This is a genomic window from Streptomyces sp. NPDC001980 (genome assembly GCF_040296885.1).
GTDB lineage: Bacteria > Actinomycetota > Actinomycetes > Streptomycetales > Streptomycetaceae > Streptomyces.
Genome location: NZ_JBEOYD010000007.1, coordinates 225,404 through 241,547, shown reverse-complemented (window position 1 = coordinate 241,547; position 16,144 = coordinate 225,404). Strand labels below are relative to the sequence as shown.

The following is a 16,144-nucleotide window of genomic DNA, read 5'->3' as shown; positions in this document are numbered from 1 at the left end:
CGAGCCGTTGACGCACCGTCGGTAACACGTGTAACAACCCCTCAACGGGAGCCGCACCCGCACGGGGTACGGCGCGGCCGGGACAGCCGCGCCGTACTCCGGGCATCACCCGCCCCGGCGTACCTCGAAGTGGTCGATCCGCGCACCGCTCTGCGCCAGCGCCGACACCTTCAGCCTCGGTGCCGTACCCGCCTCCGCCTCGACCTTGAGGAAGGAGAAGCCGGTGTACCGCACCCGCGACCACTCCACCGTCTCCGCGACGTTGTGCTGCCCCTTGGTCCAGTGGAAGCTGTGCACCGCGTCGTGCCGGGTGACGTGCCCCTCGTAGCTGTCCCTGACCCCCGAGGGGAACCCGTACAGGCCCCGCCCGCCGCCGCCCGCCGTGACGTACACGATCCCGTCCCGCGTCGGGTCGGTCGAGCCGCCGACCGGGACCGCGCGGCCGACCCCGCCGCCCTTCACCGCGTCCGTGCGCTCGTAGACGTGGTTGTGCCCGTTGATCACCAGGTCCACCTGGTACTTGGTGAACAGCGGCAGCCAGGCCGCCCGGATCCCGCCGTCGGAGGCGTGCGAGGACGTCGAGTACGCGCAGTGGTGGAAGAAGACGACCACGAAGTCCACGCCCTTCGCCGCCCGCAGCTCCTTCAGCTTCTTCTCCAGCCACTTCGTCTGCCGGCCGCCGCTGTAGCCGAGGTTGGCGGGGATCTCGTACGACACGTCGTTCGCGTCCAGCGCCACGAAGCCGACGTTGCCGTAGGTGAACGCGTAGACGCCCGGTGACCCGTGCGGGTCGAAGCCGTTGTCCGGGAGGGCGAAGCGGGCGTACTGGCCGCCGTAGCCGTCGGGGGAGTACCAGGCCTCCATGTCGTGGTTGCCGGTCGTCACCATCCACGGGACCGACCGCGCCACCGGGTCGTTCTGCTTCAGGAACCGGTCCCACTCCCGGGCGTCGTACCCGTCCGAGGTCTTCCCGGCGCCGTTGCCGTCCGCGTAGCAGATGTCGCCCGCGTGCAGGTGGAAGGCGGGGTTCTGCTTCAGCAGCGCGTTGTCACTGGCCTTGCCGGCCTGGCTCACGCCCTGGTCGCCGAAGGCCGTGAACACGAACCGCTCCGGGCTCGCGGGCGCGGTGCGGAACGGGGTGATGGTGGCGCGGTGGTCGGGGGCGGCCGGGTCCCAGCCGTCGTGGCCGACGCCGTAGTAGTAGGTGGTGCCGGGTGTGAGGCCGGTCAGGGCCGCGTGGACGTAGTACTGCTCGACCACCGGGCGCACCCCCGGCACGCCGGGCGTGTGCAGGTGCCGGATCTCGGCGGCGACGCGCGTGCCCAGCCGGTCCGGGCGCGTCCCGATCCGCACGAACGGCTTCTTCACCGCGAACGGCACCTGCCAGGAGATCCGCAGCTGCGTCCGCGGGTCGGCGCCGAAGGCGAGGTGGCGGCCGAACGGCACGACCGCCGCGCCCCGGACCGCGGAGGTCGCCGGAGCCGGGCTCGCCGACTTCGCCGTCTTCGCGCACCCGGCCGCCAACGCGCCGCCCGCGATCGCGCCCGCCGTCACCAGTGTGCGGCGGCTCACCAGCCGGGCCCGCAGATACTCGTACTGCTCCGCCATGCTCATCCGGGCGGCGAGCCGCGGCGGGATGCCGAAGTCGGGGATGTCCATGCCGGAAACGTGCCCAGCACAGGCCAACACCGGCCACACGTACGGGTGAACGGCAGTCGACGGGACGACCCGCCGTGTCCGTATGCCGGACGGTGTGTGTCATCCCATGGGACGCGGAGTAGGGTGCCGACATGTCTCGCAGCATCGATCTCGCAGTGATCCCCGGTGACGGCATCGGGCAGGAAGTCGTGGCCGAAGGCCTCAAGGTCCTCTCCGCCGTCCTCCCCGGGGACGTGAAGCTGGAGACCAAGGAGTACGACTTCGGCGCCAAGCGTTACCACGCCACCGGTGAGACCCTCACCGACGCCGACCTCGACGCGCTGAAGCAGCACGACGCCATCCTGCTGGGCGCCATCGGCGACCCGAGCGTGCCCTCCGGCGTGCTGGAGCGCGGCTTCCTGCTGAAGCTCCGCTTCGCCTTCGACCACCACGTCAACCTGCGTCCGTCGAAGCTCCTCCCGGGTGTCGCCACCCCGCTGGCCGGCGAGCCGCAGATCGACTTCGTCGTGGTCCGCGAGGGCACCGAGGGCCCGTACACCGGCAACGGCGGCACCATCCGCAAGGGCACCGAGCACGAGGTCGCCACCGAGGTGTCCGTCAACACGGCCTTCGGTGTCGAGCGCGTCGTCCGGGACGCCTTCGCCCGCGCCCAGGCCCGCCCGCGCAAGAAGCTCACGCTGGTCCACAAGAACAACGTGCTGACCTTCGCCGGGCACCTGTGGACGAACATCTTCAACAAGGTGGCCGCGGACTTCCCCGAGGTCGCGACGGACTACATCCACGTCGACGCGGCGACGATCTACCTCGTCACCGACCCCGGCCGCTTCGACGTCATCGTCACCGACAACCTCTTCGGCGACATCATCACCGACCTCGCCGCGGCCGTCTCCGGCGGCATCGGCGTCGCGGCGAGCGGGAACATCAACCCGAGTGGTGAGTTCCCGTCCATGTTCGAGCCGGTCCACGGCTCCGCGCCCGACATCGCCGGCCAGGGCAAGGCCGACCCCACCGCCACGGTCCTGTCCGTCGCCCTCCTGCTCCGTCACCTCGGCTACGAGGCCGAGGCCGCCCGCATCGACGAGGCCGTCACCGCCGACCTCACCGAACGCCAGGGCAAGCCCGCCCGCTCCACCTCGGAGATCGGCGACGCGCTCGCCGTACGAGTAGCCGGCTGACCCGCCGAGCCTCTTCGCAGATCTTCGAAGCCGCCGGGTCGCACAAGCGCTCGGCGGCTTCCCCATGCCTGCCGCCGGGTGCCACCATCAACCCCGGGTCCGCATTCACCCCGATTCCTTCCACCCCGGCCCCCGCGCGATAATCGAACGCGGAGCCGCGCCATGAGGGAATGCTCGGACGTCCTACGACAGGGCACTCGCCCTGCTACCGGACACCGGCCGTACGGGTGTGAGCGCGGCCTCATCACTACAACCGGTGAAGGACACCTACCCATGACGACGCCCACGATCGAGCTCAAGCCGTCCGCACACCCGCTCGCCGCCGCCGAGCGCGAGGCGATCCTGGCCAGCCCCGGATTCGGCCGCCACTTCACCGACCACATGGTGACGATCAAGTGGACCGAGGGCCGCGGCTGGCACGACGGCCAGCTCGTTCCGTACGCGCCGATCCCCCTCGACCCGGCCACCAACGTCCTGCACTACGCCCAGGAGATCTTCGAGGGCCTGAAGGCCTACCGCCGCCCCGACGGCTCGGTGGCCACCTTCCGCCCCGACCAGAACGCCAAGCGCTTCCAGCGTTCCGCCCGCCGCCTCGCCATGCCCGAGCTGCCGGTGGAGACCTTCATCGAGGCCTGTGACCTGCTCGTCCAGCAGGACAAGGCGTGGGTCCCGGCGCACGGTGGCGAGGAATCCCTCTACCTGCGCCCCTTCATGATCGCCACCGAGGTCGGCCTGGGCGTCAAGCCGGCCAACGAGTACCTCTTCCTGGTCATCGCCTCCCCGGCCGGCGCCTACTTCCCCGGCGGCGTGAAGCCGGTCTCCATCTGGGCCTCCGAGGACCGCGTCCGCGCCGTCCCCGGCGGCATGGGCGACGCCAAGACCGGCGGCAACTACGCGGCCTCCCTGCTCGCCCAGGCCGAGGCGGCGGCCCAGGGCTGCGACCAGGTCTGCTACCTCGACGCGGTCGAGCACAAGTGGGTCGAGGAGCTCGGCGGCATGAACCTGTACTTCGTGTACGGGGACAAGATCGTCACCCCGACCCTCACCGGTTCGATCCTCGAAGGCGTCACCCGCGACTCCCTCCTCACCGTCGCCCGCGACCTCGGCTACGAGTCCGAGGAGGCCCGGGTCTCCATCGAGCAGTGGCAGCGCGACTCCGAGAACGGCACCCTCACCGAGGTCTTCGCCTGCGGCACCGCCGCCGTGATCACCCCGGTCGGCACGGTCAAGCGCGCGAACGCCGAGTGGCAGCAGTCCGGCGGCGAGCCCGGCGAGGTCACCCTCAGGCTCCGCGAGGCGCTCCTCGACATCCAGCGCGGCACGGCCGAGGACAAGCACGGCTGGATGCACCAGCTCGGCTGATCGATCTTCGGTTGTCCGTTCGACGCGTATCACCTCCCCCGTACGGGTATCTCCTGAGTCCACACGGGGGAGGGAGCACGCGTGAGCGGACGGTCGCCGATGCCTCGGCTGCGCTGGCTGATGCGCACGTTACGCACGCCGCGCCGCCCGCAGAGCCTCACCGTGCTCGCCCTGCTCACCGCCGTCGCGGGCCTGCTCCTGTGGCGGGCCTCGACGATGGACAACTACGGGCAGAACCTCGCCCTCAACCTCGGCACCGACATCGTCGGCGTGGTCGTCACCGTGTTCGTCATCGGCCCGCTGATATCCCGGGCCCAGGAGGGCCGGGTCCGCGAACACACCCGGCTGGACTACGAGTGGTTCGCCGCCCAGGTGTACGGCTCGACGTCCAACGTGAAGGTCCTGGACACCTTCTCCAACCTGTTCGGCCCGCAGTTCTCCGAGCGCCTGTTCCGGGGCGTCAGGTCCGCCACCGCGAGCGGCGCCCGGGTGCAGATCCTGCTCCTGGACCCCGACTCCCTCGCCGTCATCCTGCGCGGCCGCGAACTGGGCGAGCAGAGCGCCGACATCCGCCGCGACATCATGCGCAACCTGCGCACCCTGGACGGGTTCGCCCGCCGCCTGGACGCCGCCTCCCGGCAGCTCCTGGAGGTACGGCTGTGCTCCACCTCCCCCGGCGTCACCCTCTACCGCTGGGACGAGCGCTGCCTGGTCTCCTTCCTGACCGTGGGCCGGCTCTCCGGCGAGGGCGTCCAGCTGGAGGTCGCCGTCCGCTCCCCGCTGGGCACCTTCGTGGAGCAGCGCTTCGACGAACTGTGGCAGCAGGGCAAGCCGATGGAACGGTTCACCCGCCTGCCCGTCACCCTCGTCGACGCCACGGACGGGCGACGCGAGTTCGTCTGCCACTTCGTCTTCCTCGACGACGGCCTGTACGTCGCCGCGCCCGACCTCGTCACCTACCTGGCCCGCCACCGGCTCGACCAACTCAGCGCCTACAGCGACGCGCTGAGCGGGTCCGGCGCGCACGACGTCATCGTCGTGGACGACGAGAGCGAGCTGCATCGGCGGCTCATCCAGCACTTCGGGGAGAAGTACGATGCGCAGGCGGCCGCCTTCGTGGAGTTGCGGCCGTCCACGGTCCTGGTCACGGAATGAACAGAGGGCCCCGCCACAGATGAGCTCAGCGCACCACCCCCGTTTCCGCGCCTTCACGCCCCGTGACCTGGACGGTCTGCTCCGGCGTGTCTCCCTGACGGACGATCAGCGGCTGGCGCTGCGGGCGGTCTCCTCGGTCCTGCCGTTCCGTACGAACGCGTACGTCGTCGACGAGCTGATCGACTGGACGGCCGTGCCCGAGGACCCGGTCTTCCGGCTGACCTTCCCGCAGTCCGGCATGCTGCCCGCACCCGACGTCCGCCGGATGGCCGACCTGCTGGGCCGGGACGCGCCGCGCGCCGAGATCCAGCGCGCCGCGCACGAGATCCGGATGCGGCTCAACCCGCACCCCTCCGGCCAGCTCGACGCCAACGTCCCCGTGCACGAGGGGCAGCGGCTGACCGGCCTGCAGCACAAGTACCCGGAGACGGTGCTGGTCTTCCCGCGCCAGGGCCAGACCTGCCACGCCTACTGCACCTACTGCTTCCGCTGGCCGCAGTTCGTCGGCGAGGCCGACCTGCGCATCGCGACCGACGACATCGCGGCCACCAGCTCCTATCTGCGGGCCCACCCCGAGGTCGCCAGCATCCTGGTCACGGGCGGCGACCCCCTGGTGATGAGCACGGACGTACTGCGCCGGTACGTCGAGCCGTTGCTGCGGATCGACACCGTCCGCTCGATCCGCATCGGCACCAAGTCCCTCGCCTTCTGGCCGTACCGCTTCACCACCGACCGCGACGCCGACGACCTGCTGCGGCTCTTCGAGGAGGTGGTGGCGAGCGGCCGGCACCTGGCCCTCATGGCCCACTTCACGCATCCGCAGGAGCTGCGCCCGCCCGTCGTACGGGAGGCGATGCGGCGCATCCGGGGCACCGGGGCCGTGATCCGCTGCCAGGGCCCGCTGGTCGCCGGGATCAACGACAGCGCGGACGCCTGGGCCGAACTGTGGGAGGAGACGACCACGCTGGGGGCGGTGCCGTACTACCAGTTCGTGGAGCGGGACACCGGCCCTCAGGGCTACTTCGGCGTCCCGCTGGCCCGCGGCCACGCCATCTTCCGCGACGCCTACGCCCGCGTGTCGGGCCTCGCCCGTACGGTCCGCGGGCCCGTCATGTCGGCGATGCCGGGCAAGGTCTGCGTGGACGGCGTCGCCGAGGTGGCCGGTGAGCGGGTCTTCGTCCTCCACCTCATCCAGGCCCGCGACCCGGACCTGGTCGACCGGCCGTTCTTCGCCGCGTACGACGAGGGGGCGACGTGGTTCACGGACCTCAAGCCGGCGTTCGGGGCGAGCCGGTTCCTGCCGGGGCTGGAGCCGGGGTGACGGGCGCCGAACGTTGTCGGGTGCGGCGTGGTGGGGTGGCCCGCCTTCTGGGGGCTGCGCCCCCAGACCCCCCTTCGGCCTGAACGGCCTCGTCCTCGGACGCCGGACCGGCTGAAAGGTGGCTGACCGTCTTCAGACCGCGGACCGGCTGAGATGTGGCTGAGCGCCGTTCTCGGACATCGGGTGGGCTGTGTCTGCCCGATTCCACGTGAGAAGCAGGTACACCAGCCCACCGACCGTCCCCGACAGCAGGAAGCTGCAGTCCACCCCGCCCGTCAGTGACAGCAGCGGGCCCTCGTACGACGGCAGCGACACCGCCAGGAGGCCGACGCCCGCGCCCAGGGCCCAGGACACCGTGGCGCGGATGTTCCAGCCGGACCGGTACCAGTAGATCCCGCCCCGCGAGCGGCGGTTGAAGACCTGCAGTGCGTCCGCGTCGTACACGCCCCGGCAGCGGGCGAAGCCGATCAGGGTGATGACCGCCCACGGGGTGCCGATGGCGGTGAGCAGGAGGACGAAGGAGGTCATCGCGGACTGGGCGTTCCAGGCGTAGTGGCCGGCGAAGACGCAGGCCGTGGCGACGATCGCGACCGTGTAGGTGGCGCGGGCGCGGGACGCGCGGGGAAGGATCGCGTCCAGGTCGAGGCCCATGGAGTAGAGCATGAGGCCCGCGTTGCCGACCGAGCCGGCCGAGGCGGAGAGCAGGAGCGGGACCAGGTACCAGGTGGGGGAGGCCGACACCAGCGGGCCCGCGTAGTCCGCCGCCGCCCGCGCCGCGTACGCGGTGAACGTGCCGAACAGCTGCGGCACCAGCAGGCCCAGGATCAGGCCCAGCCAGGTCGCGTGCAGGACCCGGCGGGAGGTGTGGCGGGCCGGGGAGATGTAGCGGGTGTAGTCGCCGAGGAGGGTGATGAAGGCGACCGGCCCGGACAGGCCCGCCGCCACCGCCGCCAGACACCACGTGGGCCAGAAGCCGCCCAGCAGGTAGCCGCCCGCCTCCGGCAGCGCGGAGGTGGTGAAGTGCGGGGCGTAGGCGAAGATCCCGAGGATCAGCAGGGCCGTCATGCCGATGGCGAGGACCTTGGACATGGCGAGCAGCACCCGGTAGCCGTAGACCGCGCCCGCCACCGTCGCCGCCGCGAGCACCGTGTAGACCACGGCGTACGCCACCCCGTCCGCCGGCAGCCCGAACAGGCGTCCCAGCACGCTCACCATCACGTCGCCGCCGATCCACACGGTCAGCGCGGTGTAGCCGAGGGCCAGCAGCAGGCCCACCACGGAGCCGACCAGCCGCCCGCGCACCCCGAACTGGGCGCCCGAGGAGGTGGAGAGGTTGGTCGCCGTGCGGAGGGAGACCAGGGCCAGCGGGGCCGTGAACACCGTGCCGATCAGCGTGCCCGCCACGATCGCGCTCACCGACGCCCACCAGCCGAGCCCGAAGGACGGCGGCAGCCAGCCGAAGATGATCACGCCGAGGCAGAGGTTGGAGCCCAGCAGGATCGAGACCAGGTCCTTCGGCCCGCTGGTGCGTTCCCCGTCCGGGATCGTGTCGACTCCGTGCTGTTCTATCGGCATGGCTGGTCTCCTTCGACGGCCACCTAAAAGTTAGAGCGACGTTCAATGTGGTTGACCTGGAGGTCGATGTCAATGGTTCCCTTCTCGTCATCCGGCATTTAGAGTGTTGTTCTAAGTCGAGCGAGGTAAGAGGAAGCGAAGGAGGTGCCGGGCGTGCGACTGACCCCCACGGAACGTGACCGGCTGCTGCTCTTCGGAGCCGCCGAGCTGGCCCGTGCCCGCCGCGCCCGGGGCCTCAGGCTCAACGTGCCGGAGGCCACCGCGCTGATCGCGGACACCGTCTGCGAGGCCGCCCGGGACGGCCGGCGGCTCGCCGAGGCGATCGAGGCGGCCCGCTCCGTCCTGGGCCCGGCCGACGTGCTGCCCGGCGTCGCCGACATCGTCACCGAGGTGCACGTCGAGGCCGTCTTCGACGACGGGTCGCGGCTCGCCGTGGTCACCGACCCGATCGGGGGCGGGGGACTGGGCGAGGACGCGCCCGGCGCGCTGCTGCCGGGGCCCGAGCACGCCGACCCGGAGGCCGTCGTACGGCTGACCGTCACCAACACCGCGACCGTCCCCGTCTCCGTCACCTCGCACTTCCACTTCTTCGAGGCCAACCCGCGCCTCGACTTCGACCGCGCCGCCGCCTACGGCCTGCGGCTCGCCGTGCCCGCCGGGTCGTCCGTGCGGTTCGGGCCTGGGGAGTCGCTGGAGGTCGGTCTCGTGCCGATCGGCGGCGGCCGGGTCGCCATCGGCTTCGCCGGGCTCGTCGACGGGCCGCTGGACGCGCCCGGCGCCCGCGAGGAGGCGCTGCGCCGCGCCGCCGCCTGCGGATACCTGGGCATTCGAGAGCAGGAGGTCGAGCGATGAGCCGCCCTGGAGGCCACCCCGCCGAGGCCCGCCGCCTCACCCCGCACGAGTACGCGGCCACCCACGGCCCCCGCGCCGGCGACCGCGTCCGCCTCGGCGACTCGGGGCTCGTGATCCGCGTCGAGGACGACTCCCAGCGCTACGGCGACGAGTTCCTGGCCGGTTTCGGCAAGACGGCCAGGGACGGGCTGCACCTCAAGGCCGCCGCCGTCCGGGAGACCTGCGACGTCGTGATCAGCAACGTCGTCGTGATCGACGCCGTGCTGGGGATCCGGAAGGTCTCCATCGGGATCCGCGAGGGGCGGATCTGCTCGATCGGGCGGGCCGGGAACCCGGACACCCTCGACGGGGTGGACGTCGTCGTCGGCACCGGCACCTCGATCGTGTCCGGCGAGGGGCTCATCGCCACCGCCGGGGCCGTCGACACGCACGTCCACCTGCTGTCGCCGCGCATCATGGAGGCCTCGCTGGCCTCCGGCGTGACCACGATCATCGGGCAGGAGTTCGGGCCGGTGTGGGGCGTCGGCGTCAACTCGCCCTGGGCGCTGAAGCACGCGTTCAACGCCTTCGACGCCTGGCCGGTCAACATCGGCTTCCTCGGCCGGGGTTCGTCCTCGCACGCGGCCCCGCTGGTCGAGGCCCTCGCCGAAGGCGGCGCCTCCGGCTTCAAGGTGCACGAGGACATGGGCGCCCACACCCGGGCGCTGGACACCGCGCTGCGGGTCGCCGAGGAGCACGACGTCCAGGTCGCCCTGCACAGCGACGGGCTGAACGAGTGCCTGTCGGTCGAGGACACCCTCCGGGTGCTGGAGGGCCGCACCATCCACGCCTTCCACATCGAGGGCTGCGGCGGCGGACACGTGCCCAACGTCCTGAAGATGGCCGGCGTCCCCAACGTCATCGGCTCCTCCACCAACCCCACCCTGCCGTTCGGCCGGGACGCGGTCGCCGAGCACTACGGGATGATCGTCTCCGTCCACGACCTGAAGACCGACCTGCCGGGCGACGCCGCCATGGCCCGCGACCGGATCCGCGCCGGGACCATGGGCGCCGAGGACGTGCTGCACGACCTGGGCGCGATCGGCATCACCTCGTCCGACGCGCAGGGCATGGGCCGGGCCGGGGAGACCGTCCGCCGTACCTTCGCCATGGCCGGCAAGATGAAGGCCGAGCTCGGCGCCCCGGACGACGGCCACGACAACGAGCGCGTGCTGCGCTACATGGCCAAGCTGACGATCAACCCGGCGATCGCCCACGGCCTCGCCGACGAGGTCGGCTCGATCGAGGTCGGCAAGCTCGCCGACATCGTGCTGTGGAGCCCGGAGTACTTCGGGGCCAAGCCGCAGCTGGTGCTGAAGGCCGGCTTCCCGGCGTTCGGTGTCACCGGCGACCCGAACGCGGCCACCGACACCTGCGAACCCCTCGTCCTCGGCCCCCAGTTCGGGGCGCACGGCGCCACCCCCGCCGACATCTCCGTCGCGTTCGTGGCGCAGGCCGCCCTCGACCAGGGCCACGACACCATGCCCACCCGGCGCCGCCGGGTCGCCGTCCGCGGCACCCGCGGCATCGGCCCGGCCGACCTGCGGCGCAACTCCCGTACCGGAGCGGTCGACGTGGACCAGCGCACCGGCCTGGTCACCCTCGACGGCGAGCCGCTCCGCTCGGAGCCCGCCGACTCCGTCTCCCTCAACCGCCTGTACTTCCTCTGAGGATCACCGATGACTGCTGCCTCCGACGGTTTCCGGATGCCCGCCGAGTGGACCCCGCACGAGCGCACCTGGATGGCGTGGCCGGGCCCCAACCCCACCTTCGACGACGCCGACGACCTCATCGCCGCCCGGATGGCCTGGGCGTCGGTGGCCCGTGCCGTCCTCCGCTTCGAACCGGTGACCGTCGTGTGCGGCCCCGGCCAGTCGGCGGCGGCACGGACGCTGCTCGGGCCCGGCGTCGACGCCGTCGAGCGGGACCTCGACGACGCCTGGATGCGGGACATCGGCCCCACCTTCCTCACCGACGGACGTGAACTGGCCGCCGTCGACTGGACGTTCAACGGCTGGGGCGCCCAGCACTGGGCCCGCTGGGAGCACGACGCGAAGATCGCCGCGTATGTCTCGGACCTCGCGGGCGCGCGGACGTACGCCTCGCAGCTGGTCAACGAGGGCGGCGCCATCCACGTCGACGGCGACGGCACCGTCCTGCTGACCGAGACGGTGCAGCTGGGCCCCGAGCGCAACCCGGGCTGGACGAAGGCGGAGGTCGAGGCCGAGATCCACGGGATGCTCGGCACCCGCAAGGCGATATGGCTGCCCCGCGGCCTCACCGGCGACTACCCCCCGTACGGCTTCGGCACCCTCGGGCACGTCGACATCGTCGCCGCCTTCGCCCGCCCGGGAGTCGTGGTCGCGCACTCCCAGCCCGACCCCGCACACCCCGACCACGAGGTGAGCAAGGAGGTCATCGGCCTGCTGCGGTCCCAGACCGACGCGCGCGGCCGCACCCTGGAGGTCGTCGAGGTGCCCGCCCCGACCGTCCTGGAGGCCGACGGCCACTGGGCCGACTACTCCTACATCAACCACTACCTCTGCAACGGCGGGGTCGTGCTGTGCGGCTTCGACGACCCGCGCGACGAGATCGCCGCCGGGATCTTCCGCCGCCTCTTCCCCGAGCGGACGGTGACACTGGTGGACGCCCGTACGATCTTCGCGGGGGGTGGAGGCATCCACTGCATCACCCAGCAGCAGCCGAGGATCTAGTTCCAGAGGTTCTGGTTCTGGTCGTAGTTCGAGGAGCCGAAGATGGCCGGTGGGCGCAGACAGGCCCCGCCCCGCGAGGACGTGCTCGCCGCCGCCATGACGATGATCGCCGGACGGGGCCTGGAGAAGCTCACCATGGCCGCGCTCGGCCGTGAGGTCGGCATGAGCAGCGGCCATCTCCTCTACTACTTCCACTCCAAGGACGAACTCCTGCTCCAGACCCTGGAGTGGAGCGAGGGCCGGCTGGGCGCCGAGCGCGGCCGGCTGCTCACCCGGCGCGGCACCGCCCGCGAACGCCTCGACGCCTACGTCGACCTGTACGTCCCCGACGGGCACCGGGACCCGCACTGGACGCTCTGGCTGGAGGTCTGGAACCGCTCGCAGAACGCCGACGAGGCGGCCCGGGACCGGCAGGCCGCCATCGAGGGCGCCTGGCACCGCGACCTGGTGGCGCTGGTCGCCGAGGGCATCTCGCGCCGCGAGTTCCGGCCCGTCGACCCCGACCGGTTCGCCGCCCGCCTGCGCGCCCTGCTCGACGGCTTCTCCATCCATGTGGCGATCGGGCTGCGCGGCACGGACCGGGCCCAGGTTCTCGGCCATGTACGCGAGTTCCTGGAAGCGGATCTTCTCGCGGACGCGTGACCTTACGACCGGGTTGTACGCAATATGGGTGATTGACCCGGGTTGTGGGGTGCGGTTGCATCGTGTTCAGCCCTCGGCGCAGGGCCGGGGGAAACGCGTCCGAATCCACGGGGGGACAAGCCATGGGGGAGGAACACGGCTCGGCGAGGCCGTCCGGAAGCCTCTTACGCCGCACCGCCGCCACCACCGTCACCGCCGCGCTGGCCGTCGTGGTCTCGCTGACCGCGCTGCCGTCCGCGTCGGCGGCGGACCACGACGCCGTCCGGCGGGTGAGCAGCGAGGCCGACGGGACACAACTGGCCACGGCGTCGCTGACCGCGAGCGTGAGCGCCGACGGCCGCTATGCGGCGTACGGGGCGAAGGGGCCCCGCGACGGCTGCCCGCTGCCCGTGTCCACCTGTCTGTTCGTCAAGGACCTGCGGACGGCTGCGGTCAGGCGCGTCGGCACCGCCCGTGACGGGACGCCGGGCGACGCCGACTCCTCGCTCGTCCGGCTCTCCGACGACGGCCGCCGGGTGGTCTTCAACTCCCGGTCGGCCAACCTCACGCCCGAGAGTCCGGCCGGTGACCAGTGGCACCCGTACGTGCGCGATCTGCGCACCGGCCGTATCGAGGCGTTCGGGTCGGCCGTCCGGACCGCCTCCGCGGCGGACGGCACCGCCCGTCATGTGGTGCTGCAGGAGCCGGACGTCCTGGTCCTGCGTGACCTTCGCACCGGCAGGCAGCGGGCCATCGCGCCCTGGACCGCCGACGCCACCCTCGGCGCGGTCGCCCGCCACGGCAGCGAGGTCGTCTTCGCCTCGTCCGAGCCGGACCTGGTGCCGGGCGACACCAACGGCGTCTCGGACGTGTTCCTCGTCCACACCTGACCACACTCCGGCTGACTAGCTCACCCGCTCACCGACCGACACACCACGGGGGATCACCACCTTGAACATCCGCGTCCGCACCGCCCTCGCCACCGCCCTGGTCGCCACCGCCCTGGTCGCCGCCGCCTTGGCCGCGACCGGGGCGACGGCCACCGCCGCACCCGCCGTACATGCTGCTCCGCGCACCGAACCGATCAGCGTCACGCCCTCCGGGAAGGCGGGCGACGGCGCCTCCACCGGCGCGGTCATCAGCCGCGACGGCCGCTACGCAGCCTTCTCCTCCACCGCCACCGACCTCCTCCCCGGCGCCCCGCGCGGCGGCCTCTTCGTCCGCGACCTGCGCACCGGAAAGCTGACCCGCGTGGCCGACGGCACCGACCCGTCGCTCAGCAAGGACGGCCGCCACCTCGCGTACACGGACGCGGGCCTGCACCTGCTGGACCGCCGCACCGGCCGCACCGAACGCCTCGACACCGGCCTCCCGGCCGGCTTCGGCCCGGGCGGCCACGCCTACCTGAGCGGGACCGCCCGGTACGCCGTCTTCACCGCCACCAGCGCCGCGGACGGCCCGGTCGTCTTCCTCCGCGACCGCGTCACGCACACCACCGAGCGGATCAGCCCGCCCAAGCCCACCTGGGAGCCGCGCAGCGCGGGCGACGCCACCGTCAGCGACGACGGCCGCCGGGTCGTCTACCAGTACACCTACTCCAACGGCCCGCGCGGCGACGACTGGAGCGACATCTGGCTCTACGACCGCAGCACCGGCACCCGCACCCAGATCGACCGCTCCACCGACGGGTCGCCCACCGCCCGCGAGTCCCTGAACCCCGCGCTGAGCGCCGACGGCCGTACCGTCGTCTTCGAATCGGCCGACACCCATCTGGTTCCGGACGACACCGACAACAGCTGGAACGTGTTCGTCCATCACCTCGCCACGGGCCGCAACGACCGCATCCAGGGCTACGGACGGGACGCGGCGGTCAGCGCGGACGGCCGGTACGTCACCCTCACCACCCACGAGGGCCCGGCATACCCCCTGTATGTGCGGGACTTGACGAACGGCACCCGCGCCCTGGTCGCGACCGAAGGACATGTGGAGCCCGGGGGAGTCTCGGCCCGCCGGATCGCCTTCACGTCCTACGACGTCACCCTGAACCCGCGCGGCGACGACAACAACGAACAGGACGTTTTCGTCAGGCATTTGCAGTAAGGGAATTCCCGGTTCGCCCGCCGGGCAGGAACGGCCCATGGGACAACAGCACTGGAAGCAGATCTGGGTCGGCTCGGCAGGCAACATGGTCGAGTGGTTCGACTGGTTCGTGTACGCGAGCTTCGCCACCTACTTCGCCGGGGCGTTCTTCCCGAGCGGGAATCCCACCGCGCAACTGATGAACACCGCCGGCATCTTCGCCGTCGGGTTCTTCATGCGCCCGGTGGGCGGCTGGCTGCTGGGCCGGGTCGGCGACCGGAAGGGCCGCAAGGCCGCGCTGACCCTCACCGTCACGCTGATGTCGGTGTCCGCGCTCCTCATCGCGGCCGCCCCGACGTACGACGTCGCCGGGTACGGCGGGGCCTTCGTACTGCTCGTCGCCCGCCTGCTGCAAGGACTCTCGGTGGGCGGCGAGTACGCGGCCAGCGCCACCTATCTGACGGAGGCCTCGGACCCCCGTCGGCGCGGCTTCGCCTCCAGCTTCCAGTACGTGTCGATGACCGCGGGCCAGATCGCCGGCCTCGGCCTGCTGATCATCCTCCAGCACACCCTCTCCGACACCGCGCTGCACGACTACGGCTGGCGCATCCCCTTCGCCGTCGGCGCGCTGGGTGCCGCCGTCGTCTTCTATCTGCGCCGGACCATGCTGGAGACCGAGGTCTACGAGGAGGACACCTCGCACGCGGCCGAGCGCGGCACCCTGCGCCTGCTGTGGCAGCACCGGCGGGAGGCGTTCCTGGTCGTCGCGCTGACCATGGGCGGCACGGTGGCCTACTACACGTACACCACCTACCTGACGAAGTACCTCTCCAACTCGGCGGGCCTGTCCAAGGAGACCGCGACCCTCGTCTCCTTCACCGCGCTCACCGTCTTCGCCTGCCTCCAGCCACTCGCCGGCGCCCTCTCCGACCGCATCGGCCGCCGCCCCCTCCTGATCACCTTCGCGGTCGGCTGCACCGTCCTCACCGTGCCGATCCTGACCCTCCTCAAACACGCGAACGGTTACTGGCCCGCCCTCGGCCTCTCCCTGCTCGCCCTCGTCGTGGTCACCGGCTACACCTCGATCAACGCCTGTGTGAAGGCCGAGCTCTTCCCGACCGGCGTCCGCGCCCTGGGCGTGGCCCTGCCCTACGCCCTCGCCAACGCCCTGTTCGGCGGGACGGCGGAATACGTCGCCCTGTGGTTCAAGAACGCCGGGATCGAGTCCGGCTTCTACTGGTACGTGGCGGGCTGCGCGGCCGTGTCGCTTGTGGTGTACGTCACCATGCGGGAGACGAAAGACCTGGATCTGGCACGGACGGCGTCCCGCGAGGCACCCAGTGTGACGACCGCATCCTGAGACGGTGAGTGAGCCGGAGGCGGGGCTGTGCCAGACTGCCCCCGTGCTCTCGTTCGCCATGATTATTGGCAGCAGGCGCGCCGGTCCGCAGTGACCACCACGTACGACCAGGTACGGGTGGCCATCGTCGTCCTCGACCCGCGCGCAGACCTCTCGCACCCGCGAGGGGTTTTTTCGTTTTCCGGCCCACCTTCAGCCGGAAGGCAGGCGCGAGGGACCATGGAGGGACGGT

Annotated in this window: 13 protein-coding genes; 11 read left to right on the top strand and 2 right to left on the bottom strand. The window is 71.5% G+C overall.

The window, feature by feature from the left end:
- Nucleotides 1–105: 105 nt before the first annotated feature.
- Complete coding sequence (locus tag ABT137_RS13590; RefSeq protein WP_351707220.1) at nucleotides 106–1,659, bottom strand: purple acid phosphatase family protein; 1,554 nt, start codon at nucleotides 1,657–1,659, stop codon at nucleotides 106–108.
- 131 nt (nucleotides 1,660–1,790) lie between these two features.
- Here ABT137_RS13590 and ABT137_RS13585 point away from each other — a divergent pair, with 131 nt between their 5' ends.
- The 4 genes from ABT137_RS13585 to ABT137_RS13570 all read left to right on the top strand — a co-directional run bounded on the left by ABT137_RS13585 (nucleotide 1,791) and on the right by ABT137_RS13570 (nucleotide 6,672).
- Nucleotides 1,791–2,834 (top strand): 3-isopropylmalate dehydrogenase, encoded by a 1,044-nt coding sequence (locus ABT137_RS13585; RefSeq protein WP_351707217.1) that lies wholly within the window; start codon nucleotides 1,791–1,793, stop codon nucleotides 2,832–2,834.
- A gap of 273 nt (nucleotides 2,835–3,107) precedes the next feature.
- Nucleotides 3,108–4,196 (top strand): branched-chain amino acid aminotransferase, encoded by a 1,089-nt coding sequence (locus tag ABT137_RS13580; RefSeq protein WP_351707214.1) that lies wholly within the window; start codon nucleotides 3,108–3,110, stop codon nucleotides 4,194–4,196.
- An 81-nt stretch (nucleotides 4,197–4,277) separates the two neighbouring features.
- Entirely contained in the window at nucleotides 4,278–5,351 is a 1,074-nt protein-coding gene (locus tag ABT137_RS13575; RefSeq protein ID WP_351707211.1) for a hypothetical protein, read from the top strand.
- A gap of 19 nt (nucleotides 5,352–5,370) precedes the next feature.
- Nucleotides 5,371–6,672, top strand: a complete 1,302-nt coding sequence (locus tag ABT137_RS13570; protein WP_351707208.1) for a KamA family radical SAM protein — start codon at nucleotides 5,371–5,373, stop codon at nucleotides 6,670–6,672.
- 132 nt (nucleotides 6,673–6,804) lie between these two features.
- Here the strand turns inward: ABT137_RS13570 and ABT137_RS13565 are convergent, their stop codons facing one another.
- The gene (locus ABT137_RS13565) at nucleotides 6,805–8,247 is read right to left on the bottom strand and encodes a cytosine permease (RefSeq protein ID WP_351707205.1); all 1,443 of its coding nucleotides are present in this window, start codon (nucleotides 8,245–8,247) and stop codon (nucleotides 6,805–6,807) included.
- A gap of 153 nt (nucleotides 8,248–8,400) precedes the next feature.
- Between ABT137_RS13565 and ureA the strand changes: the two genes are divergently transcribed.
- From ureA to ABT137_RS13530, 7 genes are all read left to right on the top strand, one after another.
- Nucleotides 8,401–9,099, top strand: a complete 699-nt coding sequence (gene ureA / locus ABT137_RS13560) for an urease subunit gamma (RefSeq protein ID WP_351707202.1) — start codon at nucleotides 8,401–8,403, stop codon at nucleotides 9,097–9,099.
- Nucleotides 9,096–10,808, top strand: a complete 1,713-nt coding sequence (locus ABT137_RS13555) for an urease subunit alpha (RefSeq protein WP_351707199.1) — start codon at nucleotides 9,096–9,098, stop codon at nucleotides 10,806–10,808. Before ureA ends, ABT137_RS13555 begins: the two co-directional genes overlap by 4 nt.
- Before the next feature lie 9 nt (nucleotides 10,809–10,817).
- The gene (locus tag ABT137_RS13550; protein ID WP_351707198.1) at nucleotides 10,818–11,852 is read left to right on the top strand and encodes an agmatine deiminase family protein; all 1,035 of its coding nucleotides are present in this window, start codon (nucleotides 10,818–10,820) and stop codon (nucleotides 11,850–11,852) included.
- Nucleotides 11,853–11,894: 42 nt separating this feature from the next.
- The gene (locus tag ABT137_RS13545; protein WP_351707195.1) at nucleotides 11,895–12,494 is read left to right on the top strand and encodes a TetR/AcrR family transcriptional regulator; all 600 of its coding nucleotides are present in this window, start codon (nucleotides 11,895–11,897) and stop codon (nucleotides 12,492–12,494) included.
- A 122-nt stretch (nucleotides 12,495–12,616) separates the two neighbouring features.
- Nucleotides 12,617–13,363: a hypothetical protein gene (locus ABT137_RS13540; RefSeq protein WP_351707192.1), complete on the top strand. Its 747-nt coding sequence runs from the start codon at nucleotides 12,617–12,619 to the stop codon at nucleotides 13,361–13,363.
- Nucleotides 13,364–13,424: 61 nt separating this feature from the next.
- Nucleotides 13,425–14,573, top strand: coding sequence for a TolB-like translocation protein (locus ABT137_RS13535; protein WP_351707189.1), 1,149 nt, complete (start codon nucleotides 13,425–13,427; stop codon nucleotides 14,571–14,573).
- Between the two features lie 37 nt (nucleotides 14,574–14,610).
- Nucleotides 14,611–15,912: an MFS transporter gene (locus ABT137_RS13530; protein WP_351707186.1), complete on the top strand. Its 1,302-nt coding sequence runs from the start codon at nucleotides 14,611–14,613 to the stop codon at nucleotides 15,910–15,912.
- Nucleotides 15,913–16,144 lie beyond the last annotated feature (232 nt).

What these genes read in the sequence shown, in the direction of transcription:
- ABT137_RS13590 (WP_351707220.1), bottom strand. Translation starts at nt 1,659, where the DNA reads ATGGACATCCCCGACTTCGGCATCCCGCCGCGGCTCGCCGCCCGGATG.
- ABT137_RS13585 (WP_351707217.1), top strand. Translation starts at nt 1,791, where the DNA reads ATGTCTCGCAGCATCGATCTCGCAGTGATCCCCGGTGACGGCATCGGG.
- ABT137_RS13580 (WP_351707214.1), top strand. Translation starts at nt 3,108, where the DNA reads ATGACGACGCCCACGATCGAGCTCAAGCCGTCCGCACACCCGCTCGCC.
- ABT137_RS13570 (WP_351707208.1), top strand. Translation starts at nt 5,371, where the DNA reads ATGAGCTCAGCGCACCACCCCCGTTTCCGCGCCTTCACGCCCCGTGAC.
- ABT137_RS13565 (WP_351707205.1), bottom strand. Translation starts at nt 8,247, where the DNA reads ATGCCGATAGAACAGCACGGAGTCGACACGATCCCGGACGGGGAACGC.
- ABT137_RS13555 (WP_351707199.1), top strand. Translation starts at nt 9,096, where the DNA reads ATGAGCCGCCCTGGAGGCCACCCCGCCGAGGCCCGCCGCCTCACCCCG.
- ABT137_RS13550 (WP_351707198.1), top strand. Translation starts at nt 10,818, where the DNA reads ATGACTGCTGCCTCCGACGGTTTCCGGATGCCCGCCGAGTGGACCCCG.
- ABT137_RS13545 (WP_351707195.1), top strand. Translation starts at nt 11,895, where the DNA reads ATGGCCGGTGGGCGCAGACAGGCCCCGCCCCGCGAGGACGTGCTCGCC.
- ABT137_RS13540 (WP_351707192.1), top strand. Translation starts at nt 12,617, where the DNA reads ATGGGGGAGGAACACGGCTCGGCGAGGCCGTCCGGAAGCCTCTTACGC.
- ABT137_RS13530 (WP_351707186.1), top strand. Translation starts at nt 14,611, where the DNA reads ATGGGACAACAGCACTGGAAGCAGATCTGGGTCGGCTCGGCAGGCAAC.